A 22,187-nucleotide genomic window follows, 5' to 3' on the forward strand; every position below is an offset into this window, starting at 1 on the left:
GTACTGAAATATCGGAGGTGAGTAGTTGAAAAGTGATAACAAAAAAGCAGAAATTAAAACAACTAACCAAAAACAACCCCTAAAAGAAACTGAATGTAAAGAATATGCAGAATGCATCATTTTAAAGCCTGTTGGTTACCCATTTGAGTTTAATTTAATGGATGATGATATTGAAATTACCAACAAAGAGCTATTCGAAGAATATGCTCGTGAACAATGGCTTGGATTAGTTGTTAGTGAAAACTCACATTTATTTGATCAGAAAATCATACCGGATTACGGTTTTGAGATAATAAAAGCAAAACCAAATAACTCCATTATTTCTGAAACAACAAAAATCAAACTTATTACTGATGATTTAAAAAATAAAAGAGATGAAACCAAATTTAAATCAAATATACTCCTTTCAGATATTGTCGGGCAAAAAAATGCTAAAAATAAAGTTAAGGTCATAACAAGATATTTGGAAAATCCGGAAAAATTCGGACCTTGGGCTCCGAAAAATATTTTGTTCTACGGACTTCCAGGTACTGGGAAAACCATGCTTGTAAAAGCGCTCGCCAACGAACTTGAAGTTCCATTGTATTTAATTAAAGCAACATCATTGATTGGCGACCATGTGGGAGATGGAGCATCTAAAATTCATGATTTATTCAAAAAAGCTAGTGAAAATTCGCCGTCAATAATTTTCATTGATGAAATGGATGCCATTGCACTCCATAGGTCTTTTCAAACTTTAAGAGGAGATGTTTCCGAAATAGTAAATTCACTTTTAACTGAAATGGATGGAATCAGTGAAAATGAATCCGTTATAACCATTGGTGCAACAAATAATCCAACTTCCCTTGATTTTGCGGTTAGAAGTAGATTTGAAGAGGAAATAGAATTTGAGTTGCCTGATGATGAAGAAAGATTAACAATTTTAGAAAATAATCTGAAAACAATGCCTCTTGATTATGATATTGACTTAGAGAAAGTTGTTAAAATAACTAAAGGATTATCTGGAAGAGACCTGAAGGAAAAAATTCTAAAAACAGCTCTTCACAATGCGATAGCTAATGATTATGAAATAGTCACAATGGAAAATATAGATTATGCTATCAAAAATAGTAAAATAAAAAATACAGATGTTAAAGGAATGTTTGAATAGTCAAACATTCAATCAATCTTTATTAAACAGATACTCACAAGCCTCAATTATTTCTTCATTATCTTCTTTTGCAGCTTTTTTAACTTTTTTAGAAATATCATAGAATATTTTATTGACAATGGAATTTGTTAAATTATCCAATATTTTTACACTACCATCTACATCAGCTAACTTAACACTTGCTTTTTGAGTTTCACGTTGTCTTATCTCTTCCATAGATGCTCTTAAATTACCAAGTAATTCATCAACTTCCATTATTTTGAAGGATTCTTTAAGTAAAAGGAACTCTTCATTGATGATGTTTTCTGCTTCACCAAATTCCTTTATTCTAAGGCGAGTATTTTCATCTGCAATTTCCCTCAAATCATCAATGTTAAATGATTTTACACCCAATTCACAAACATCTTCAGAAATATCACGAGGATTTGCAATATCCACCATCATCAAGTTTTCATAATCCATATCAATACCTAAAAGACGTTCTTTTGTAATAATATGGTGCGGAGCACTTGTTGCACTAATAACAACATCAGCAGTAGCCAAATACTCTTCCAAATCATTGAATAAAATAGCTTCTCCACCCAAATCCTTCGCCAAATCAACAGCAACATAATAAGTTCTGTTAGCAACAAAAATAGCATTTAAATCTTTTTCAGCGAGTGCTTTTGCAACCAACCGGCCCATTTTTCCAGCACCGATAACCAATACGGATTTGTCATCCAAACATCCAATATGCTTTTCAGCCAAATCAATAGCTGCAGAACCAATTGATACTGATCCTTTATTGATATTGGTCTTGTTTCTAACAACTTGACCCACATGAATTGCTTTAGTAAAAATTAAATCAAGGACTTTACCACAATGATGGTTTTTCATGGCTTTATGTTTTGCATCTTTGACCTGGCCCAAAATTTGATCTTCACCCACAATCATGGATTCCAAACCAGAAGTCATCCTAAGCAAATGCATAACAGCGGATTGACCATAATCAATGACAATACTCTGATTTTCATGAGATAACAATTCCTCATCTTCAGGAATATTTTCATTATGAATATAAATTTCTTTTCTATTGCATGTAGAAATCTCAATATATTCACCAATAGAATATTTTTCTTGCAATTCTGCAAATAATTCATCAATGTCCTTTGATATAACCTCCATAGATTGAATATCTGCTATCTTATGGTCAACTCTCAAATTTAATATCAATTTAATCCCCTTATAATATTGTCAATATACTCTTTTGCTTCGCCAATTTTGCGATTTTCAATCAAATCATTTATCTTTTCATCCTCAAAGATTTCATAAAGATACTTTCTTCTTTCTTTTTGATTTTTAACATTATCCTTTAAAAGTGAACGCGCATAATCCTGAAGTTCAATTTCCAAAATATCCTCTTCTGTAATAATTGATTGAATTTTCTTTCTTAGTTGACGAGCCATTAATGGACTTTTTCCATTAGTAAAAATAGATATTTCAATTTCCCCAATATTAAAGCTTGTAGGTACGATTATATCGCCTTTTTGTGGGATATCTGCCCTGTTAACAAGTTTATCGTTAGCAATTTCACAAACATGATTAGATAGCTTCTCATCACCGCTGGCAACAACAACCAAATCAGACCACTCAACCAAATCGTCAACATCATCAGTGGAACATAATACAGCCCCTTTACATTCCAACTCTTCAGATATATGTGTGCCCGCCAATTTCACATTAGCTCCATGGTCTAAAAATTTATTTGCCCTTCTTGTTGCAACTTCGCCAGTGCCCAAAATAAAAACATTTAAATCTGAAGTCTTTAAATAAAGAGAAGTCCAATCCATTTTAATCAGAATTTTCAAGAGATTTTGCATGTAAAACTTTTACAGCAGCTCTTAAATCATTATTGCATTCTGTTAAAACATTCATTGCTTCAAGCTTTGTTACATTGAATGTTTCAGCTAATGCTTCGGCTCTTTCATCAGGATTTGGTTTGTTTACACCAACTAACCTTTCGGATAATTCTTTTTTCAAATCCAAATATTCCTCATGGCTCATTCCCATATTTCTTAAAGTCATATCTCTTAATGGACAAGGTTTAGATGGTTTACAACACCATACCAGTGATCCGAAACAAGTTCCTGCTCCTTCACCTAATCTAGTTTCTTTTCCAAATTGAAGCTTGATGTTAATGAACTCCTGAGGAGTTAAATTAACTTCCTGTAATGCATTTAAAACTGGACATGGTTTTACTGGAGGACAACAAAAAGCAAGCCCCCTTACATCTCCTCCTCTGCAAATATGAGATGGTGCATCTTCCCAAGTCATGATAAACCTCCAAAAATAATTTCATTTCTAATATGATTAAATAATTATAAAATATTAATATAATTTATTTGAACATTGAATATATAATCTTTTTTATAAAAAAGTTTATTAACTTCAAATTCATTAAGATTAAAAAGATAAAAAAAGGAGGGTGAAAATGAAATTATGGAACCCCGCAGCATTTTTCATAAGCTTAATGATGAGTATGATTATGGCAATTATATTCGGCATGATTGTTCCTCATTTTATGGGTTTGTCCGGTCTTGAACCGGATTTATGCTTATATATGTGGCCTTTAAGGTGGGTGACAGCATATCTATTGATTAATATAATAATCTACCCCATTGGATTTGGACTTGCAGAAAAAGTATTCCACTTCAATCCCGACAGGGATGGAATGGGTTTGTGGAATCCGGCAGCATTCTTCATAAGTTTGATGATGAGTTTAATCATGGCTGCAATATTCGGTTTGCCTATGGGGCTGCCTGTAGATTTGTTATTCTATCTATGGCCGTTAAGATGGGTTACTGCATATTTATTGATTAATATTGCAATATATCCAATAGGATTCAGACTTGCAAAAAAAGTCTTTGGTTTCGACCCAATGGCACAATAAGGTTTTTAAACCTTATTCACTTATTTTTATATAGATTATATGATTAGAGAAAAAATAATTATTGAAGATATAGCAATCACCTTAGAACGAAAAAATATCAAAAATATGTATCTTCGAGTTCTGCCCCCAAATGGGGAAGTGAAAGTATCCGCACCACTTTTCTTATCTGATGAAGACATATCCAACTTCATTAAATCGCGTAAGGAATGGATATTGAAAAAGCAGGAACTTATTTTAAAAAATGGAATTAGTGCTCCATTAAAGTACAAGAATGGAGAAAAACATGAAATATGGGGCAAAACCTACGCTCTGCAACTAATTAAAAACACCACTACAAAAAGAGTTTTGGTTGATGAAGAAAGAAATGTAATCTATTTACCAGTTCCGCCAAGAAGCACAATAGAAAAAAGAAAGAACATATTGGATGAACATTATAGGGCAGAACTTAAACATGCTTTGCCTGAAGCATTGGATAAATGCTGCAAAATAGTTGGAAAAACACCGACAGACATTAAAGTCAGGAAAATGAAAAATTGGGGAAACTGCAACCAGAATGGAGTGATAACACTTAATTTGAATTTGGCAAAAAAGAGGCCAATATGCTTGGAATATGTTCTAATCCATGAATTATGTCATCTAATAGAATTTAATCATGGAAAAAAATTCAAAAAATTAATGGACAAATTCTGTCCAAATTGGAAAGAAATAAAAAAAGAATTAAATGAATAAGAAGAATTATCTGTCTTTAAGCATGTCTTCTTTTTCATCTACAGTTAATTTTTCAACAATCTCTTCAGGAGTACCTATGTCTAGGAGTTTACCTCCTCTCATTAAAGCAGCCCTATCACAAACATCTAAAACAAAGTCCATATCGTGAGAAACGATGATGAATGTTTGTTCCAATTCAGTACGGGCTTTTAATATAGAGTCAGTTACGATAACACGAGTAACCGGATCCATAGTACCAGTTGGTTCATCTAAAAGAATTATATTAGGTTCTTTAATTAAAACTTGTGCTAAAGCAACCCTATGCTTTTCCCCTACACTTAATTGATCAGGATATTTGTCAAGAATTGTTGTTGCAACATCATCACTGAATCCTACAGTTGTTAATGCATGAATAGCTTTGATTTTACCAAATTCTGCAGGCAAGTTTAAACTAATAGCATCGGTCAAATTACCTAAAATTGTTCTGTGAGGATATAATGAATATTCTTGATGTAATAAACCTATATAAGGCATGATACGTCCACGGTTGAGAGGACCTACTTTGGTCATGTCAATCCATTCATCACCAAGTTTGATTTGGATATTACCGCTACTTGGTTCAGTCAATCCAATTAACATTCTGGTAGTGGTTGTCTTACCGGAACCACTTAAACCAACAATACCGAAAATTTCTTCTTTATTGATAGTTAAATCAACACCGTCAACCGCTTTAACTACTCCACGCTCAATGGAATAATAATGTTTTTTAACATCTTCAAGAACTATTTCAGGTTCACCAAATTCTGGAATTTCCGGTTTTTTAGGAACCGGTACGGTAGCCATAAATTCATCAACTACTTTTTGTGGCTCTCCTTCTTCTTTGATTTGGCCATCCTCTAACCAGATTACATTGTCAGCAAGTTCAATCATTACTTCAGGCCAGTGAGAAGTAATTAACATGGTGATTCCTTCATCTTTAACACCTTCTTTCAAGGTATTGTGAAGTTTTACTGCTGTTTGTGGATCCAAAGTACCTGTTGGTTCATCAGCTAAAAACATCATTGGGCTTTTTGCCAATTGTCTTGCAAGCACAACTCTCTGTTTTTCACCACCACTTAAATCACGAGCAATGTGGGTAACCCTATGGTTCATTTGAACCATTTCCAATAATTCTAAAGCAGTGTATATGCTTTCCTCGTAATCTTTACCTTCAGGCATTGCCCTCATTACATTTTCAATTACGGTTTCTTCATCGTATAATGCGAAGTTACGTTGTAACATGATGGAAATTCTTCTTTTAATACTTGCAAATAATTTCCTTTCAGCATTAAAGAAATCAACTTCCTTAGCTTCAAAAGTTGCTCCACAACTACATTTTTCACCAGCATGAGATGGAGAATCAACTGCCAAACATTCCGGACAAACAGCTACATTCATAATGATTTGACCAGCATCCGGTTTATAATCTAAAGTTCCTCTTAGCATGTTGATTAAAACAGATTTTCCACTTCCACTACGTCCCAAAATACCTAAAGTCTCTCCTTCACTAATCTTTAAATTAATATCTTTAAGAACATCAACACCATTATAAAATCCATGAAATCACCTATTGAAATAATCTTTATTTTCAACTATTAATATAAGTTTCTAATAACAATTGTTTTAAATAATATTAAAAATTAGTAATGTTAAAATCCAAATTCCCAGAAATAACTGAACGAGCTATTGAAAATCCGTCAACGCCAGTAGAAATCATTTTTTTAAGATTTTCCTGTGAGTTAACAGAGTTGTTCCCAATAACCTTAATATCAACATTATTGCAAATTTTCTCCAAAAGTTCCCAATCAGCTTCAAAAACGCCTTTTTTCATTGCATCAACATGTAAATAATCAGCACCAGCATTCTCAATTAAATCGGCAATTTCAAAAGTATCAACACCCTCTACGTTTGCCCTTATTTTTACTGACACCTCACTTTTAACATTATCAACAACTTGGGATATAAAATCAGACAAATCTGGACGATTTAACATATTTTGTCCACAACCAATAGCTAAAATCTCATTTTGACGACAATGACAGTTAATCTCAATAATATCTAAATCTTTTATATTTCCCGCTTCAATAATCGGTTGTGGAGTTGTTGCGCGAACATTGGCAGAAACTTTTACATCGCTATGAACATTTTTAATAGAAGCAACTTCATTTTCAATATGGTTAAAAATCACGTCCAGAGGGAAATCAAATTCTTTTCTGCCCCTTTCAATAATTCTTTTGCTTGCCTCTATTGTGGAGCCATCTAAACTGTATCCTCCTAAAGTAGCCACATTAAAACCATAAGGGATAACTTTATTTAGAAAATCAGCATTTGTTATCCCAGCCATAGGCGCAACTACTTTAAGCATGAACAAGCCTCAGTATTCTTTCTCAATAACCCATGTCCACATTTCATTATTATTAGCACGAATCTCTTCGAGACCAATATCAGCCATGTAAGCTGCATCTTCAGCATTTTTACCTCTACCGATACCGGCCTTGAGTTTAATGCCTATTTCTTCATCAATTTCAACCATTATGTCTTCAATTTCTTGTTCAGACAAACCGTTACACGGAGACATGAAGTTATCTCCTCCAATGAAGAACAATAATGCTCCTTTCTTGATTAATTTGGTCATTAAATAATGTTGAGCTTTGTTTACCATAAAACTGGTATCAAAAGCTGATTCTATGTCTGTTAAAGTTTCAGTAACACTATTAATATCAATGTGAGCTGCTTGAACAAAGCTATCTTCTTCACTAACTAAACTGTCGATAGCTAAAATTTCTTTTCTTTCACCAGACTGTGCACTGCCTGCTTTTTGGAGTGCAATAGTGGCCAATTTTTGAGCTTCATGTGGAGTTTCAGCAGCGCCGACACCCATACTTATTGTAATTGGATATCTGTTTCTAATTGATCTTTGAATTCGTAAATGATCTTCTTCATCAAGACCATTTGAAATTGCGAGTAAATTGTCAAATCTAGTAAAGAAAACTAAACCTTTTTTATTACCAAAATGATTATTTAAATCAGCAAATAAATTTGCTTGAAGCATTTGTAAATCAGATTCAGTTCTTGGCCTCGGAGTAACAGTCCAAGGACCATAATTGTCAATTTGTATTAAAGTCATTTGTATCATTGAATAACCGCCTTTTCCTTATTAAGGAATACTATCAATAATAATTTCAGCCAAATTTATTTTAGCATCTAAATTATTCATTATTGTATTTGTAACTATTACCTTATTAATTATTTGGTTTACCTTAATTTTTTTGTCTTCATCTTTATTGTCGATTACCATCACATCTAAAAAGTCATCATATAATGATGCAACTCCAACAGATGAAACTTCAATATCTAATGCTTTCATGAATTTACTGGCCGGACCTGAAACAGAGTCAGAACCAATAATAGGAGATACTGCAATCACATAAGCATCTTTTAAAGCATCACGAACACCATCTAATGATAATATTGGTGAAATTGAAGTTATTGGATTTGATGGGCCGATAATTACTGCCTGAGAATTTTTAATGGAATCAATAATGCCTTCCGCAGGATTCACTTTGGAAAACTTTAAATCCAAAACTTCAGGAGCGGATTGATGTTTGATTAAGAAATCATGGAATTCCAACTCGCCAATGTCAGTGATTATTTTTATTTCAGAATCCTCCTCACTCATCGGAATAATGCGAGAGGAAATGCCCATATTCTTCGCTTGAATTTCGCAAGCCTTACACAGACCGTATTTTTCCATCAATTGAGTTTTTTGTATTTTAGTAGCACGGTCAATGTCGCCTATTCTAAGTAATTCGCCACATCCTATTTCTTCAAGCCTCTCATGAGTAATGAAAGTATCATTCTTAACTCCATACCACAATTCATCATTAATCATGTCTGACATTGTATACAGTACAGTATCAATATCCGCTGAAACATAGACACCTGAAAAATAGTCATTTTCCAAAGTGTTGACTATAATTGTCAAATCACTTGGATCTACAACTTCCTTCAATCCCTGCAGTAATTTTGGAGTGCCAGTACCACCAGATAAAACGGTAATCATAAAAATCACTTATTTTCTAAATACATCAAATTCCCTTGGCATGAGAACAGGTTTAATATTTGAATCTTCATTCCTTAACTTGTCAAAACTGTCAAAACCGCGTATGATGACAACAGGAAGTCCTTCATCAGCCTGACCCATTATAAGAGATGCTGCTGAAGCCAATTCATCACAAGTAGCAATTTCAGTAGTTTCAAGTTCTCTGCCATATAAATCCTTTTCACCAACTCTTCTCCAGATTGGTGAAATTCCAGAGCATCCAATTGCAGTGCCTATAGCACCAAATCTAAAAGCCCTGCCCTGAGTATCTGTTATAATTACTGCAATTTCTTGGTCAAATTCATTTTCTAAGAACTTGCGAACCTCAAAAGCAGACTTATCAGCATTTTCCGGCATTGGAGTGGCCAAACCTTCACCAACATTTGATTCATCAATACCTGCATTAGCACAAACAAAGCCGTGAATTGTTTCAGTTATTATGAAATTCGGACCAACCTCAACAATTTCATTGGATTGCTGGATGATTGCTTCAACCAATTTAGGATCCTTTTTTGATTGCTTTGCTAATTCAATAGCCTGTTCGGATGGTGTCAACTCATCCAACCTTATGAAATTTTCTTCAGCTTTTGAAATTAAAGTCTCTGCAATTAATATTATATCTCCGTGATTGAGTCCGCAGCCTTGTTTTACAATTGCATCTTTAATAATTTTTGAAATGTCACTATTGCCATCAACAATAGGAATATCCTCTAAACCAAATAATTCAATACTCATAATAATCATCTAAAAAAATTAAAAAAAAAGAAAAGTTATGGATTATAGACATCAATAGTCCATTCTCCATCAAAAATCGCAGCACATGATGTGACCGGTTTTTCATAATTTGCAAAAGTACCTTCATCAAAAATATATTTTGCAGCACCTTCAGAAGTTTTAGCTTCAAAATCAACTTTGTCAGGTACTTGACTGCCATATGTTGAAATGAATGCTGCTTCACCATATGGAACTTTCTCGACCAATATCTTGTTATCATTAACAATGCCTATATAACACTCATATTCATCCTCTTTGTCTGTTGATGTAACAGCAGCGGCAATTCTTGGAGTATTATAATCATCCTTTTCGTAATCCATAGTAAGCAATGAATATGCAAGTGCATCCCTCATATTCATCCCAACACCGATTTTATCTGCTATAACATCTGTTTGAGAACCATTGGAAACAACGATTTTATCATCTACAATTTTAATGGAATTGTAGGAAATATAAGCGTTCTTATAGATATCTTTTTCAAAACCTTCGATTGGAACAACAGCTGCACGGTCATCATATTTCAAACATTTCCTATTTGGAAATGACCTGCTTGATACTCTGTATGCCACAAAAGGTTTGCCGTCATCATTCATACCTGCTGATAAAATTCTCCCAGTATACATTTTCATTCCCCAAATTTTAAAGTTCCGGACGTTGAACAGCCATATCAACAGAAATTCCAGGAGGAGTTGTAATAACGATTTCACCAGGCTTGATTGTAACTTGACCTTCATCAATTACTCTTGCCTGAACTCCAACTGCGCTTCCCGCTATTGCATCCGAGCGGTCCTGACCATTAACTGTAACTTTATGCAAATTAGCTACAGGCATAACATAATATTCGGCATCACCAGAAACATCAGTGACATTAGGTTTTCCACTCGCATCTTCTACAACATCAGCATCATCCGTTTGAACATCAGTAGCTGAAAAATTACTAGTTACAACCAAAAATATCATAATAGTGAAAAGAATATCAATGAACGGGACTAAATTAATACTCGGTTTACTGTCCGAAATCCTCTTTTTATGTCGTCCAACATCAATAGCCATAATTTCACCTATTGTTTTAGCTTACTTTCAGTAATTTCAGCATTAACATTACATTTTTCCAATATGATATTGGAAATACTCTTATCCAACATACTAGGTTTAAAGGAAACCTTGATATTAGCATATGGATCAGAAATCAATCTTGTATTAACAACACCTTCCGCTTCTTGTAAAGCTTCAAGTGCACATTCAACATTAGAATCGACTCTGACTTTAACAACGGCGTATCCCCAGTTTGTCATTTTTGTAGCTAATTCAATTTTATCCATTTCTGCTTCAATTAACCCCTGAATATAAGTATGAAGAGGCAATAGCACAATAGCTACCAAAAGACCCATAATTGTAGTGGTTAAAGCTACATAAATACCTTCTGCCATTGCAGCAGAATCAGGATGAACGCCTAATGATTTGAATGTCATCCAAATACCAATAACTGTACCTATCAAACCCAAAAATGGAGCCAATTCTGTAAGTGTTTTGATTGTACTTAACCCTTTGGTCATTTTTCCAACTTCAACAATGAAAATTTGCTCCATACTTTCTTCAACTTCAGTTTTGTTTTTATAACCAATTTTTAAAGTTTCAGAAATAATTCTGGAAATAGGATTTTTAAAACCATTAATTTGTTTTAAAGCTTCTACAGCTCCACCTCTTTCCATAGAGGCAGTTACAACTCCAAAAATTTCAGTTGTATCTACTTTACTAATTTTTTTAAGATATGCAATCTTTCTCAATGCAATAATGAGACCATAAATTCCAACAAAAAGAATTATGTAGGTAATAATTCCACCTTGTGTGAAAATATCCATCATCCCATCAATAAAAGGCATAATATACTCAATAATCATTTTCATCCTCTATAAAAAATTAAATTGAAAATTATTTATAAAAATACTTTATTAATTCCTATACTTAAATATTATTTAAAATAAAAGAGGCATTATTTCATTTTAGCAACTGTAGCCCAAGATTTTCTAACAAACTCCGGCATCTCATCATAAGTATACTTTGATAAAAAATCTTTAGTTTTTGGATCTGAAGGATAACCTGAACCAATACCCCCAGATTTTATGTAATCTTTATTAATATCCTTAATGTATTCATCCCTAGCTGCTTTAGCAATTATAGAAGCTGCACTGACTTCAATATACTTATCATCAGCCTTATGTTCGGCAAATACATTAAGACCAGTATCAATACGCAAATTCTCTTGAAAACGTTCAGCTTTAACATCCACTGCGTCAACAATCGCTTTATCGAATTCCAATTTTAAAAGAATGCTTTCCATAGCATTTTTTTCTATTTCATTAAGATTTACGCCACTGGCTCTTAAATCGTCAATTTCACGAGCTGATATCACAACCATTTCATGTGGAAACATCTTTTTCAATTTTCTAGATAAAATAGTACGTCTATTCGGAACAAGTCTTTTAGAATCCTTAACACCCATTCTTTCGAGAACTTTTTCCATCTTTTCAGGAACAACAACACCTGCAATAACCATAGGTCCTAAAACAGACCCTCTACCCGCTTCATCAATACCTAATATATCCATAAAAATCAGTTAAAAAAAAGTAAAAAAAGAAATAAATAAAAATATTTATTTCATAGCTCTAAGACGAACTTCAGGTTCTAATGCAAGAGGTTCAGCTGCAACAATTGCAGTTCCTTTTGCAACAACAGTCATAGGATCATCAGAAATTTCAATAGGAATAGAAATTTCGTCAAATATTCTTTCTTTTACACCACGAAGTCTTGAACTTCCACCAACAGCAACGGAATTATTGTAAACACCCATCATTAATTCTGGAGATAATCTTTCTAAGATTACATTTAATCCACCAACGATTTGTTGCATGAATGGTTCAACAGCATCTGCAACGAGCATTGAATCAATTACAACTTTTTTAGGCCTATTAGTTTCTAAAGATTTACCGATTACTTCGACACTTAAATTTTCAATTTGTTCAGAACAATGGACCATACCCACTTCAATTTTTGCGGATTCAGCATCATGAATACCAATAGCTACATCATATCTCTCAGCTACAAGTTCAACGATTTTATTATCTATATCGTCTCCACCACATCTAACAGTTTCAATATCGTTAATGCCTCCAAGAGAAATAATTACAATATCAGTTGATCCAGCACCAATATCCACAACCATAGTTCCATTCGGTTCAGCAATAGGCAAACCTGCACCTATAGCAGCTGCCAGTCCTTCACTGATAACTAAAATATTTTGAGCACCTGCTTTCCTGCCAATCTCTTCAGCAGCATTTTTTTCTACTTCAGAAGCATCACCAGGAATGCCGATAACGATTCTTCCAACACTTTCCCCTTCATTAATACCAATTTGCATTGCCTTAATTAAAAGAGCTTGTGCTTGAACAACATTTTCAATAACCCCTTTTTTCAAAGGTCTTACTGCAAGAATATCTTCCGGAGTTCTTCCAAGCATTCTTTTAGCTTCTTCACCTACAGCTAAAACTTCTGAAGGGTCATCTTTTTTAACTGCAACAACAGATGGAATTTGGTATAAATCAAATTTATCACCTGAAGGTTTTGCAATTACAGTGTTTAAAGTTCCTAAATCAATTCCTAAACTATTGCTAATAACTTTGGTGTCATTAACTTGTGGTTCTTCCTCTTCTTTTCCAAAAATATTCATGATTAGTCCTCCGTTACAATATCTTTAAAATCTATAACGAAAATTCTGTTAGATGTAGCTATACTCTGAACTTTTTCAACGTTGTCATCATCATCAACTGAAATCAAAATAGTTGATAAAACAACTTCATTTGCATTGTAAAATGGTTTTAATGCAGACTTGATAAAATTCGGAAGTTTGACTTCACTGCTAAAATCAACATCGATGAAACCAGTAGTCTGAGAATCCTGTAAAATTGCAAATGGAATCTTTGACTTTTCAATGATGGATACTGTGTCTTTAATTGTATCTTGCGGAGCTATCAAAACCATTAAATTTGGCTCCTCTGACAGGTATTTGCGTGAAATCCTAACATAAGCTCCACCACATTGACCAACAATTCTTTTATATTCATCAATGATGATAGAATTGCCATAAAGCATAATGAAATCGAATTTCTTATCGATGTTTCCATCATTCAATATTACATGTTCCCTAAACAAGATTTTAACGCTATGATTGGATGCAATAGCCTTATATGCCATTTCATCAACTAAATCAGCATTTCCTGCAATAACACACCAAGTTTTTTCAATCTTATAACCTGAATTTGATGAAACCTTTGCAGCCTGTCTAAGAACACGTATATTATCCTCTATCATTTAACTACTCGCATCAATATTAATTTAAACTTATTAACTCAAACAAGGAAATTTTTCTTTTTAAAAAAAATTGACTTTAACCAAATGAATAGTCCGTTCAACCTTTTTAAATTAAGAAATTTAAAGCCTCATTTAGAGTCTAACAATTAATATTTATTTAAAATATTATTATATATATTTTATCTTTTAGAGTCATAATTTTAAAAATATGCTAAAAAAATAATTAAAAATGAATATTAAAGCAAAACAATTATCCATTCAAAAAACATAAAATACAATATAAGTAAATACTTGAAAAATAAAATAATTTATTAGATTAAATAAAAATAACACTTATTAACTATTAAATAGATATATACATAAAAATAAAGCGAAATACAAGATAAAATTAATAAAAGATGAAATGAAAAGTATTACTGGAGTTTGAATATGGAAATTGAAGAAACAAACATGAAAAATTTCATTGCAATATCAGATATCATATCCCTATTAAATATGGCATCAGGATTCCTATCCGTCATATTCTCAATTAACCAAGAATTTAGGATAGCTGCAATCTTTATGATGATTGCAATCATGTTCGACTCATCAGATGGTTGGGTAGCACGTAAAACAAATAGGCAAGATGAATTAGGTTTTGGGAAAAATATTGATTCATTATCAGACATTGTTTCATTTGGAGTTGCACCGGCAACATTCCTTTATTGTTGCATTAACACCACCCCAGGCATTTTTCAAATAATAGTAATACTTGTAAGCTTATTAATCGTTGCATGTGGAGTCTTAAGATTAACAAGATACAATGTAATTGCAGGAAAAATCAAAACCCAAGATTTCATTGGATTTCCAATTCCTGGAATCTCATTGATTATTGCTTCATATTATCTTAGCGGATTATTCCACCCGTATATCGCATTAATATTGGCTACCATTGTTTCATTAATAATGATAAGTAATATCAGATATCCGAAATTCGACAACATTCCATTAATTGCCATATCATGCGTATTAATCATTTTATTAATGCTGCCTATAAAAATCGCATTATTCAGCATCAACATTCCGGCAATGCTATTGCTATTATTCTGCTTATACTACCTAATAATTAATTTAATTAAGAAATGAGAAGTTATTACTCCTATTAATTAAATTATCCATCTAAAATATAAAAATATAGGAGTATAATAATGAATAATAAAAAACCAAGAGATCCATTATATCCTAAAGGTTTTGAGGAGGCAAGGGAGTTAAAAAAGCAGATCCCGAATAATTATCCAAAACCAAATGAAAAAGATGACGAATTAACACCACTGAAAAAACTTAATCATAAGATTGGAGTTTACTTAACACCGAATTCCGTTGAAATAACTGATAGTGAAAAAAAGAAAAAAATCGGCATGATAATTACAACCCTAATATTGGCCACACTAATCATCTCGGCTTACTACTTCATAATTTATGAACCTTCTCAAGAAGAGTTGGAACTTGCAAAGACAACAAAATTAAATGAATTACATGATTTATACTGTGGCGCACTAACAACTTCCCCAAACGCTTTTTTATTAGAAAATCAGATTAAAGATGCTGGAAGTCCCGAACAGGTCGAGCAGATAAATATCATGACTCCTGCAACAAAAGACTGGAAATCATACCATAAAAAAACTATCAATGCCAACTGTGACAAGTACAATAGAACAATGGCCGTCTATTCGAATGAAAGCAAAAATGTGATTTTGCCCATGTATGACGCTATGAAAATAGTTAATGAAAATTCCGCAGATGTTTTATCCCAAATCAAATTTGAAGAGCCGAATACTGTATCAGTGCCTATTCTAATTTCAAGGCTTCAGGCCGGCGCGGGACTTGTAAATGTTGGCAGCGTTGTGGACATCTATACAAATAACACCTATGCAAATGAAAGTTACGTTCAAAATAAGACAACCCCTGATATAAGCGGATGCACCGTTTTAGCAATAATGAGATATGAGGATAACGGTGAAATCGATTCAGAATATTCCAAATCAAATATGATTGTTAAGGGCAACAATACGAATCCCCATGAAAATACAAAAACATTTTCATCAGACGTTTTGGAATTATTGAAAGGATCCATCGTGAAGGGTTATGATGAGAAAGAAACACTTGAAATGCTTAAAGATTATGGAATCAAATTATCAAATTATGAAAGGCAAATAAATTTAGGCGATTTAAACGCACAATATATGCTTTTGATTGAAACACCACAGGATAAAGTGAATTATGTCATAAATAATATGGACAATATAATGTTGACCATACCCACTTCACAAGCTCCTGAGTGGATGGTGGCGGAAATAAGTTCGACTTACAACAATTAAGAAAAGTATTATATGATGTTTGACAAAAGTGATATTATGAATAAACCAAGCATTTCAACAATAATTATTATTATTTGTATATTAATAATCGGTTTATATGCAATGGGGGAGGTTAATTATTTCTCATCCAAAATTGTTGTAGAGAGAAATATTGAATCTCCGGCAATTGTCATACCTAGCATTGGAGTTAATGAAAAAATTAACAATGTATCATTAAACCAAGGTGTTTTAAGTGATCCTGGAGAAAATATTCCGACCAAAGACCCGATTGTTTTATATGGCCATAGAACACTGCAGGGTTCACCATTCTTAAGGTTAAATGAACTATCCAAAGGAGATTTCTTATTATTAGAATGGCCTGGAATTGGTGAGATAAACTATACTGTTACAAATTCAAGCATCGTTCCGGCAACATATTCTCCTGAAAACTTTAAGGGTGACGACACTTTGTATCTGGTTACTTGCGACCCAATTGGATCAACTGCAAACAGGCTAATTGTGCAAGGTGAAATAAAAAATCAAAGCGCAATTAATAACGAAATCATTAAAGACAATCCTCAAGAATCATTTGCTTTAATAATATCCGCAGCATTCCTAATATTGGGACTTGGAGCCAGTTTCCTATTCCCAAAAGATGATAGGATATACATAATCGCTACCGTGTTAATCGTTTCAGCTGTTCTATTCTATTTCTGCATAAATCCGATTCCGTCCGAATTGATATATGACAAAATAAACTTTTTAAATGGGGGACTATGATGGACGTGGATAAAGAATACTTTTCTAACATAACAACTAGAGAAAGAGCCATATTTGAAGGTGCTATCAGTATGGGTGCCTTATTCCATCAATTTGTAGGTACACCTGTAAATAAGGATACTAAAAAAAGCTTAGAGACAAGCATGGAGGAATCCCTAAAATTACAGCCTGCAATTGAGGACGTGGAAGTCGAAATTAGATTTGACAAACTTGAGGAATCAATGACTGAATTCGACTATACTTCCCTTAGTGGAGACATGTTGGATGTTAAAATTCATACAAAAGTAGACAATGTTAAAGCGATAATAAGAATTGAATTCATAGAAGAACTCAATTATCCTTTAATGTATGTTGAAGATATCATAGAAGATTAAAAGTTAATATATTTCTTTTAAATCTTCTAACAATTCTTTTAAATGATTTTTTTTAATATGATTCATTAAAACTATTCTGATTGCTACAGGACACTTAGCAACAGAAACTTTCCATCCCAATTTTTCTAATTTTTGAGCAATCAAATTTGTTTCGACATCTGGATGATTGAATGCAACAATATTCAATTCAGGTTCACAAACCACATCATATCCCAATTCTTTCAAACCTTCTTTTAAAAACTGAGTATTTTCCATCATTTCATTTGCTAATTTAGAATAGCCTTCTTTTCCAAAATATTTCATGACGGCATAAGTAGCGGCAGAAGATGCACCTAAACGAGTTCCAACAATTGTTGACTGAGTTTTGACAGTCAAATAGGGGGAATCCACAGCCATGACTTCCAAATATTCTTCCTCTCTAAAAAGAATTCCACCTGCAGGTATCGGCGCCAAACCCATTTTATGAGGGTCGACAGTTATGGAACATACTCCCGGCAGGGAAAAATCAAAAACAGGCAAATCATAACCTAAATCCCTTAAGAAAGGAATTGAAAATCCTCCAAAAGCAGCATCAACATGGAAATAAATATTATTTTCAAAAGCTATTTTAGAAATTTCTTCAATCGGATCAATTAAACCCAATTCAGTTGTTCCTGCTATAGCCACAATAGCAACAGTCTTATCGGAAATTAAACTTTTGACAGAATCTACATCAATTTTATAATTATCGTCAAGTCCCGCTTCGACAATGTTTAAATTCAGCATGTCTGCAGCTTTTTTAAATGAAAAATGAGCGGAAGCAGGAATAATAATTTCGCCATCAACGATTCCTTTATATTTTCTTGCATGATTTCTGGCGGCTCTGATGGCCATTAAATTAGCTTCAGTACCCCCAGTTACAATATGACCATAAGGCTCATCAATAGACAGCAATTCCCCAATAGATTTAATGACTTCATTTTCAATTTGCTTTGTACCTTTAAAGAGCCCAGGATCACCTAAATTAGTGTCTAAAAATCTGCAAAAAACCTCTTTTGCAAATGGGTGTGCTTCGGTACACATTGAACCTAAAATTCTACCATCAGCATAATCATAATCTAATTTATGAAATTCTAACAATTCATTTAAAATAATATCTTTATCTATTGGTTTTTCGTCCATAAAATAACCTAATTAACATGATTTTTAAAATAAAAATAAAAAAAAGAAATAAAAAGATTATTCTAAACGTTTACGGGCAGCGTCAAGAATAATTTTTTGTTCAGCTCTAGCGACAGTTTTTCTAACGTCAGCAATAGCATCTGTATTTGAAGAAACACTTGAAATTCCAAATGCAACAAGTTTTTCAACAATGTGAGGTACACTACCTGCTTGACCACAAATACTACATTTAACACCAGCTTCAGCACATTTTCTAATTGTTCTTTCAATTAATTTCATTACTGCAGGGTGTTCTTCTGTGTAGTGTTTTGCTACAAACTCATTGTTTCTGTCAACTGCAAGTGTGTATTGGGTTAGGTCGTTGGTTCCTAAACTTACAAAGTCTATTCCAACTTTGATATATTCATCAATCATTATTGCAGCTGCCGGAATTTCAACCATCATACCGAAGTCGACATCTTTATGTGGTTCAAAGCCGATTTCGGAACAAAGTGCTTTTGCTTGTTTAAGCTCTTCTGGACTTTGTGATAATGGAATCATAATACCAATGTTAGTGTATCCTTTTTCATGTAATTTTTTAATAGCTTTAAATTCACATTTAAGGATTTCAGGTTGGTCAAGTTCTCTTCTGATACCTCTCCAACCAAGCATTGGATTGTGTTCTCTAGGTTCGTTTTCTCCACCTTCCAAAGTAATAAACTCATCAGTTGGAGCATCTAAAGTTCTGTACCATACAGGTTTTGGATAGAATGCGTCTGCTACAATTTGAACATTGTCTGCAATTGTATCAATTAATTCATCTTCTCTGCCATCCATGATAAATTTGTATGGGTGAACACCAGATGTTAACATTAAATGTTCAGTTCTTAAAAGTCCAACACCATCTGCGCCTGTTGCTGCAGCTTTTTCTGCTGCTTCAGGCATACTCACATTAGCTTTAACTTCAGTAACAGTGATAATTGGAGCTGCTGCACCTGCAACAGCGACAGGAGCTTCTTCTTTAGTTTCGGAAATTCCTTCAAATACCAATCCTTTTTTACCGTCTAAGGTAACACCGGAATTTTCTTTTAAGGTGGTTGTAGCATCACCAGTACCTACAACACAAGGAATTCCTAGTTCACGAGAAATAATTGATGCATGGCAAGTTACACCACCTTCATCAGTCACGATACCGCTTGCTCTTCTCATAGCAGGCACCATGTCCGGAGTGGTCATGGTAGTAACCATGATGTCACCATCTTCAATTTTATCTAACTCATCAATATCTAAAACGATTTTAACTTTACCGGATGCCATTCCAGGACTTGCACCAAGTCCCCTTACAAGAACATCACCTAAATCAGATGCTTCTCCTTCAGATTCTTCCACAACATCTCCTAAGGTAGTGATTGGTCTTGCTTGTAATAAGAATAACATGTCTTTTTCAAATGCCCATTCAGTATCCATAGGTTCGCCATAATGAGCTTGAACCCTTTTACCCATTTCAGTTAATTCAATGAGTTCTTCATCAGACAATACTCTTGCATTTCTTTTGTCTTCAGGGACATCGACTTTTACACTAGTACCGTTTTCATCATTAGTGTACATTACTTTTTTATCACTAATTGTTACATTGACGATTTCATTATTCTTTTTATCAACTTGATAGTTATCTGGAGTTACATCACCGGATACAACTGCTTCACCAAGTCCCCAGGAACCTTCAATCAAAGCAATTTCTTCACCAGTTGATGGGTTTACAGTAAACATTACACCAGCTTTATCAGCATTTGCCATTTTTTGTACAACTACTGCAATATAAACTTTTGAATGTTCGAAATTGTTTTCTTCCCTGTAGAAGATTGCTCTTGCTTCAAATAAGGAAGCCCAACATTTTCTGATATATTCAATTACTTCATCATCTCCGGATACATGTAAGAAAGTATCTTGTTGGCCTGCAAATGATGCTTCAGGCAAGTCTTCTGCTGTAGCAGATGATCTGATAGCAACATCAGTGTCATCTTCGCCAACTCTTTGACAAAGTTCATTATAAAATTCACGGATGAATAAAACTAAACTTTCTGGAATAGGAGCTTCAACAATCATTTTTTTAATCTCTTCGGCAGCAGCTTGAAGAGCTTTAGTATCGTTAATGTCAATTGCATCAAGGATGCTCATGACTTTATCGTTAATTCCTGCTTCATCCATAAAATATTCATAAGCTTGTGCAGTTACTACAAAACCAGGCGGTACTGGAATGCCTGCTTGAGTTAATTCACCCAAATTAGCACCTTTTCCACCTGCAATTCCAATATCGGATTTATTTAAATCCTCAAATTTTACGACATACATGAAATATAACCTCTTGGTTTGAAAGTATAAATTCATTGACTTAATAATAGAAAAATTACAGTCAATATTATATTTTAATATGAATTTTAAAGTTTAAATATTTAATTATAAAAAAAAGAATTTGATAAAAAAAAATAGAAAATATAAAAAAAAGAGTAAAAATTAATTAAAAAATCTATTTAATTAATTCTGCGCCTTTGTCAACGACAACTTTACATGGAACTGGCATTTTCATGCCTGCTCTTTTCAATGCAATTTTAGCTTGTTCAAAGTGTCTTTCTTGACAATCGATAGTGATAATTCTTTGATTCTTTTTAACAACAGCTTCAACACTGATAGGTTTACCGAATGCGTTTCTCATTCCGCTTTGAACCCTATCCGCACCTGCACCGGTTGCCATTGGATTTTCTCTTACAATTTGGTGAGGATATACTCTTAATTTTAAGTGGTAACCCATCCTACCTGCAGCTCTTTGCATTAATCTGTTAGAAGCAATCCTTGCAGCTTCTAAAGAATTGTGTCTAATTTGGGTTGGTTTTTTAACAGCTAAACTTACAGATACTGGGAATTCATCTCTTAAGTTACCCATATCATATTGTACTACTCTTGAATTTGGGTTTTTTCTAATATACTCTTTTCTTGTATAAGCACGAACCATAATAATTCCTCCGAAATAAAAATAACATGATAAACATGTTTTAATTAAAAATAGCTATAATTTAATCAAGTTCCACAATAGCTATATAAAAATTATATATCGTAATAGATAGAATACTTAAATATATTAATTAAGTTATTAATAAATGTTACCATAATTTAAGAAAAAATATCTTATAAAAAAATTTATAAAAAAATAGGGAAACAATGAAAATTAAAGGAAACATATGTTTAAATTATAAAGATCAAAAATCGGCAAAATTAGTATATGATTCACTGGAAATAGATAATAAAAATTATCTTAACTCCCAATTGAATGAAAATAAGATAATTTATGAAATCACCAGTGACTCATTAGGTAGCTTTTTATCTACTGCCGATGACTTAATTGCATCAGAGATTGTTGTCGAAAAGATACTTGAAAATACTTTATAATAATAACAAGTTTTATATAAATATAGAAAGATATATTAAAATA

24 protein-coding genes and 1 pseudogene are annotated in these 22,187 nt (G+C 33.1%); 8 read left to right on the forward strand and 17 right to left on the reverse strand.

The window, feature by feature from the left end:
* Window positions 1–25 precede the first annotated feature (25 nt).
* Window positions 26–1,150: an AAA family ATPase gene (locus QZU81_RS03910; RefSeq protein WP_292851918.1), complete on the forward strand. Its 1,125-nt coding sequence runs from the start codon at window positions 26–28 to the stop codon at window positions 1,148–1,150.
* A gap of 12 nt (window positions 1,151–1,162) precedes the next feature.
* Here the strand turns inward: QZU81_RS03910 and hemA are convergent, their stop codons facing one another.
* The 3 genes from hemA to QZU81_RS03925 are packed head-to-tail and all read right to left on the reverse strand — an operon-like array spanning window position 1,163 to window position 3,463.
* Window positions 1,163–2,362 carry a glutamyl-tRNA reductase gene (gene hemA / locus QZU81_RS03915; protein ID WP_292851921.1) on the reverse strand — a complete coding sequence of 400 codons (1,200 nt, stop codon included), beginning with the start codon at window positions 2,360–2,362 and terminating at the stop codon, window positions 1,163–1,165.
* Window positions 2,359–2,979, reverse strand: a complete 621-nt coding sequence (locus QZU81_RS03920; protein ID WP_292851924.1) for a bifunctional precorrin-2 dehydrogenase/sirohydrochlorin ferrochelatase — start codon at window positions 2,977–2,979, stop codon at window positions 2,359–2,361. Before QZU81_RS03920 ends, hemA begins: the two co-directional genes overlap by 4 nt.
* Before the next feature lies 1 nt (window position 2,980).
* On the reverse strand, window positions 2,981–3,463 hold the full coding sequence (locus QZU81_RS03925) for a methanogenesis marker 9 domain-containing protein (protein ID WP_292827939.1): 483 nt from the start codon (window positions 3,461–3,463) through the stop codon (window positions 2,981–2,983).
* 157 nt (window positions 3,464–3,620) lie between these two features.
* Here QZU81_RS03925 and QZU81_RS03930 point away from each other — a divergent pair, with 157 nt between their 5' ends.
* Together QZU81_RS03930 and QZU81_RS03935 are read left to right on the forward strand one after the other, a co-directional pair.
* The gene (locus tag QZU81_RS03930; RefSeq protein WP_292851927.1) at window positions 3,621–4,079 is read left to right on the forward strand and encodes a hypothetical protein; all 459 of its coding nucleotides are present in this window, start codon (window positions 3,621–3,623) and stop codon (window positions 4,077–4,079) included.
* Window positions 4,080–4,118: 39 nt separating this feature from the next.
* Window positions 4,119–4,808 (forward strand): M48 family metallopeptidase, encoded by a 690-nt coding sequence (locus QZU81_RS03935; protein WP_295589523.1) that lies wholly within the window; start codon window positions 4,119–4,121, stop codon window positions 4,806–4,808.
* 6 nt (window positions 4,809–4,814) lie between these two features.
* Here QZU81_RS03935 and atwA read toward each other — a convergent pair.
* From atwA to QZU81_RS03990, 11 genes and pseudogenes are all read right to left on the reverse strand, one after another.
* A pseudogene (gene atwA, locus QZU81_RS03940) lies at window positions 4,815–6,377 on the reverse strand (methyl coenzyme M reductase system, component A2); the annotation flags it as partial.
* An 82-nt stretch (window positions 6,378–6,459) separates the two neighbouring features.
* A complete protein-coding gene (locus QZU81_RS03945; protein ID WP_342764259.1) occupies window positions 6,460–7,170 on the reverse strand; it encodes a tRNA-dihydrouridine synthase in 711 nt (236 codons plus the stop codon).
* Window positions 7,171–7,200: 30 nt separating this feature from the next.
* Complete coding sequence (locus QZU81_RS03950) at window positions 7,201–7,962, reverse strand: GTP cyclohydrolase III (protein WP_292827927.1); 762 nt, start codon at window positions 7,960–7,962, stop codon at window positions 7,201–7,203.
* A 21-nt stretch (window positions 7,963–7,983) separates the two neighbouring features.
* Window positions 7,984–8,889, reverse strand: coding sequence for a 2-phospho-L-lactate transferase (gene cofD, locus QZU81_RS03955; protein ID WP_292827924.1), 906 nt, complete (start codon window positions 8,887–8,889; stop codon window positions 7,984–7,986).
* Window positions 8,890–8,898: 9 nt separating this feature from the next.
* Complete coding sequence (locus QZU81_RS03960) at window positions 8,899–9,672, reverse strand: coenzyme F420-0:L-glutamate ligase (protein ID WP_292827921.1); 774 nt, start codon at window positions 9,670–9,672, stop codon at window positions 8,899–8,901.
* Between the two features lie 26 nt (window positions 9,673–9,698).
* Window positions 9,699–10,325 carry an IMP cyclohydrolase gene (locus QZU81_RS03965; protein ID WP_292827919.1) on the reverse strand — a complete coding sequence of 209 codons (627 nt, stop codon included), beginning with the start codon at window positions 10,323–10,325 and terminating at the stop codon, window positions 9,699–9,701.
* Between the two features lie 16 nt (window positions 10,326–10,341).
* Window positions 10,342–10,755, reverse strand: a complete 414-nt coding sequence (locus QZU81_RS03970; RefSeq protein WP_292827916.1) for a biopolymer transporter ExbD — start codon at window positions 10,753–10,755, stop codon at window positions 10,342–10,344.
* A gap of 8 nt (window positions 10,756–10,763) precedes the next feature.
* The gene (locus tag QZU81_RS03975; protein WP_292827913.1) at window positions 10,764–11,603 is read right to left on the reverse strand and encodes a MotA/TolQ/ExbB proton channel family protein; all 840 of its coding nucleotides are present in this window, start codon (window positions 11,601–11,603) and stop codon (window positions 10,764–10,766) included.
* Between the two features lie 92 nt (window positions 11,604–11,695).
* Window positions 11,696–12,310 (reverse strand): ribonuclease HII, encoded by a 615-nt coding sequence (gene rnhB, locus QZU81_RS03980; RefSeq protein ID WP_292827910.1) that lies wholly within the window; start codon window positions 12,308–12,310, stop codon window positions 11,696–11,698.
* A gap of 45 nt (window positions 12,311–12,355) precedes the next feature.
* The gene (locus tag QZU81_RS03985; RefSeq protein WP_292827907.1) at window positions 12,356–13,429 is read right to left on the reverse strand and encodes a rod shape-determining protein; all 1,074 of its coding nucleotides are present in this window, start codon (window positions 13,427–13,429) and stop codon (window positions 12,356–12,358) included.
* Between the two features lie 2 nt (window positions 13,430–13,431).
* Complete coding sequence (locus tag QZU81_RS03990) at window positions 13,432–14,070, reverse strand: hypothetical protein (RefSeq protein WP_292827904.1); 639 nt, start codon at window positions 14,068–14,070, stop codon at window positions 13,432–13,434.
* Window positions 14,071–14,499: 429 nt separating this feature from the next.
* Here QZU81_RS03990 and QZU81_RS03995 point away from each other — a divergent pair, with 429 nt between their 5' ends.
* The 4 genes from QZU81_RS03995 to QZU81_RS04010 all read left to right on the forward strand — a co-directional run bounded on the left by QZU81_RS03995 (window position 14,500) and on the right by QZU81_RS04010 (window position 17,560).
* Window positions 14,500–15,195, forward strand: a complete 696-nt coding sequence (locus QZU81_RS03995; RefSeq protein WP_292827901.1) for an archaetidylserine synthase — start codon at window positions 14,500–14,502, stop codon at window positions 15,193–15,195.
* 62 nt (window positions 15,196–15,257) lie between these two features.
* Window positions 15,258–16,427 carry a DUF515 domain-containing protein gene (locus QZU81_RS04000; protein WP_295589526.1) on the forward strand — a complete coding sequence of 390 codons (1,170 nt, stop codon included), beginning with the start codon at window positions 15,258–15,260 and terminating at the stop codon, window positions 16,425–16,427.
* Between the two features lie 36 nt (window positions 16,428–16,463).
* On the forward strand, window positions 16,464–17,186 hold the full coding sequence (locus QZU81_RS04005; RefSeq protein WP_292827895.1) for a class E sortase: 723 nt from the start codon (window positions 16,464–16,466) through the stop codon (window positions 17,184–17,186).
* Window positions 17,186–17,560, forward strand: coding sequence for a dihydroneopterin aldolase family protein (locus tag QZU81_RS04010; RefSeq protein ID WP_292851952.1), 375 nt, complete (start codon window positions 17,186–17,188; stop codon window positions 17,558–17,560). Before QZU81_RS04005 ends, QZU81_RS04010 begins: the two co-directional genes overlap by 1 nt.
* Window positions 17,561–17,563: 3 nt before the next feature.
* On the opposite strand, the gene mfnA is transcribed toward QZU81_RS04010, so the two are convergent.
* From mfnA to rplJ, 3 genes are all read right to left on the reverse strand, one after another.
* Complete coding sequence (mfnA, locus tag QZU81_RS04015; RefSeq protein WP_295589527.1) at window positions 17,564–18,721, reverse strand: tyrosine decarboxylase MfnA; 1,158 nt, start codon at window positions 18,719–18,721, stop codon at window positions 17,564–17,566.
* Window positions 18,722–18,778: 57 nt separating this feature from the next.
* Window positions 18,779–21,052, reverse strand: a complete 2,274-nt coding sequence (gene ppsA / locus QZU81_RS04020; RefSeq protein WP_295589529.1) for a phosphoenolpyruvate synthase — start codon at window positions 21,050–21,052, stop codon at window positions 18,779–18,781.
* A gap of 175 nt (window positions 21,053–21,227) precedes the next feature.
* Window positions 21,228–21,710, reverse strand: coding sequence for a 50S ribosomal protein L16 (gene rplJ / locus QZU81_RS04025; protein ID WP_295589530.1), 483 nt, complete (start codon window positions 21,708–21,710; stop codon window positions 21,228–21,230).
* Between the two features lie 206 nt (window positions 21,711–21,916).
* On the opposite strand from rplJ, the gene QZU81_RS04030 reads away from it, so the two are divergent.
* A complete protein-coding gene (locus tag QZU81_RS04030; RefSeq protein WP_295589531.1) occupies window positions 21,917–22,144 on the forward strand; it encodes a KEOPS complex subunit Pcc1 in 228 nt (75 codons plus the stop codon).
* Window positions 22,145–22,187: the final 43 nt, after the last annotated feature.

The sequence above is a fragment of the uncultured Methanobrevibacter sp. genome, assembly GCF_902770715.1.
In the GTDB taxonomy this organism is placed as follows: Archaea; Methanobacteriota; Methanobacteria; order Methanobacteriales; family Methanobacteriaceae; genus Methanocatella.

Coding starts and splice junctions, on each gene's coding strand:
- QZU81_RS03920 (WP_292851924.1), bottom strand. CDS start 2,979: ATGGATTGGACTTCTCTTTATTTAAAGACTTCAGATTTAAATGTTTTT.
- QZU81_RS03925 (WP_292827939.1), bottom strand. CDS start 3,463: ATGACTTGGGAAGATGCACCATCTCATATTTGCAGAGGAGGAGATGTA.
- QZU81_RS03930 (WP_292851927.1), top strand. CDS start 3,621: ATGAAATTATGGAACCCCGCAGCATTTTTCATAAGCTTAATGATGAGT.
- QZU81_RS03935 (WP_295589523.1), top strand. CDS start 4,119: ATGATTAGAGAAAAAATAATTATTGAAGATATAGCAATCACCTTAGAA.
- QZU81_RS03945 (WP_342764259.1), bottom strand. CDS start 7,170: ATGGCTGGGATAACAAATGCTGATTTTCTAAATAAAGTTATCCCTTAT.
- QZU81_RS03950 (WP_292827927.1), bottom strand. CDS start 7,962: ATGATACAAATGACTTTAATACAAATTGACAATTATGGTCCTTGGACT.
- cofD (WP_292827924.1), bottom strand. CDS start 8,889: ATGATTACCGTTTTATCTGGTGGTACTGGCACTCCAAAATTACTGCAG.
- QZU81_RS03960 (WP_292827921.1), bottom strand. CDS start 9,672: ATGATTATTATGAGTATTGAATTATTTGGTTTAGAGGATATTCCTATT.
- QZU81_RS03965 (WP_292827919.1), bottom strand. CDS start 10,325: ATGTATACTGGGAGAATTTTATCAGCAGGTATGAATGATGACGGCAAA.
- QZU81_RS03970 (WP_292827916.1), bottom strand. CDS start 10,755: ATGGCTATTGATGTTGGACGACATAAAAAGAGGATTTCGGACAGTAAA.
- QZU81_RS03975 (WP_292827913.1), bottom strand. CDS start 11,603: ATGATTATTGAGTATATTATGCCTTTTATTGATGGGATGATGGATATT.
- rnhB (WP_292827910.1), bottom strand. CDS start 12,310: ATGGATATATTAGGTATTGATGAAGCGGGTAGAGGGTCTGTTTTAGGA.
- QZU81_RS03985 (WP_292827907.1), bottom strand. CDS start 13,429: ATGAATATTTTTGGAAAAGAAGAGGAAGAACCACAAGTTAATGACACC.
- QZU81_RS03990 (WP_292827904.1), bottom strand. CDS start 14,070: ATGATAGAGGATAATATACGTGTTCTTAGACAGGCTGCAAAGGTTTCA.
- QZU81_RS03995 (WP_292827901.1), top strand. CDS start 14,500: ATGGAAATTGAAGAAACAAACATGAAAAATTTCATTGCAATATCAGAT.
- QZU81_RS04000 (WP_295589526.1), top strand. CDS start 15,258: ATGAATAATAAAAAACCAAGAGATCCATTATATCCTAAAGGTTTTGAG.
- QZU81_RS04005 (WP_292827895.1), top strand. CDS start 16,464: ATGAATAAACCAAGCATTTCAACAATAATTATTATTATTTGTATATTA.
- QZU81_RS04010 (WP_292851952.1), top strand. CDS start 17,186: ATGGACGTGGATAAAGAATACTTTTCTAACATAACAACTAGAGAAAGA.
- mfnA (WP_295589527.1), bottom strand. CDS start 18,721: ATGGACGAAAAACCAATAGATAAAGATATTATTTTAAATGAATTGTTA.
- ppsA (WP_295589529.1), bottom strand. CDS start 21,052: ATGTATGTCGTAAAATTTGAGGATTTAAATAAATCCGATATTGGAATT.
- rplJ (WP_295589530.1), bottom strand. CDS start 21,710: ATGGTTCGTGCTTATACAAGAAAAGAGTATATTAGAAAAAACCCAAAT.
- QZU81_RS04030 (WP_295589531.1), top strand. CDS start 21,917: ATGAAAATTAAAGGAAACATATGTTTAAATTATAAAGATCAAAAATCG.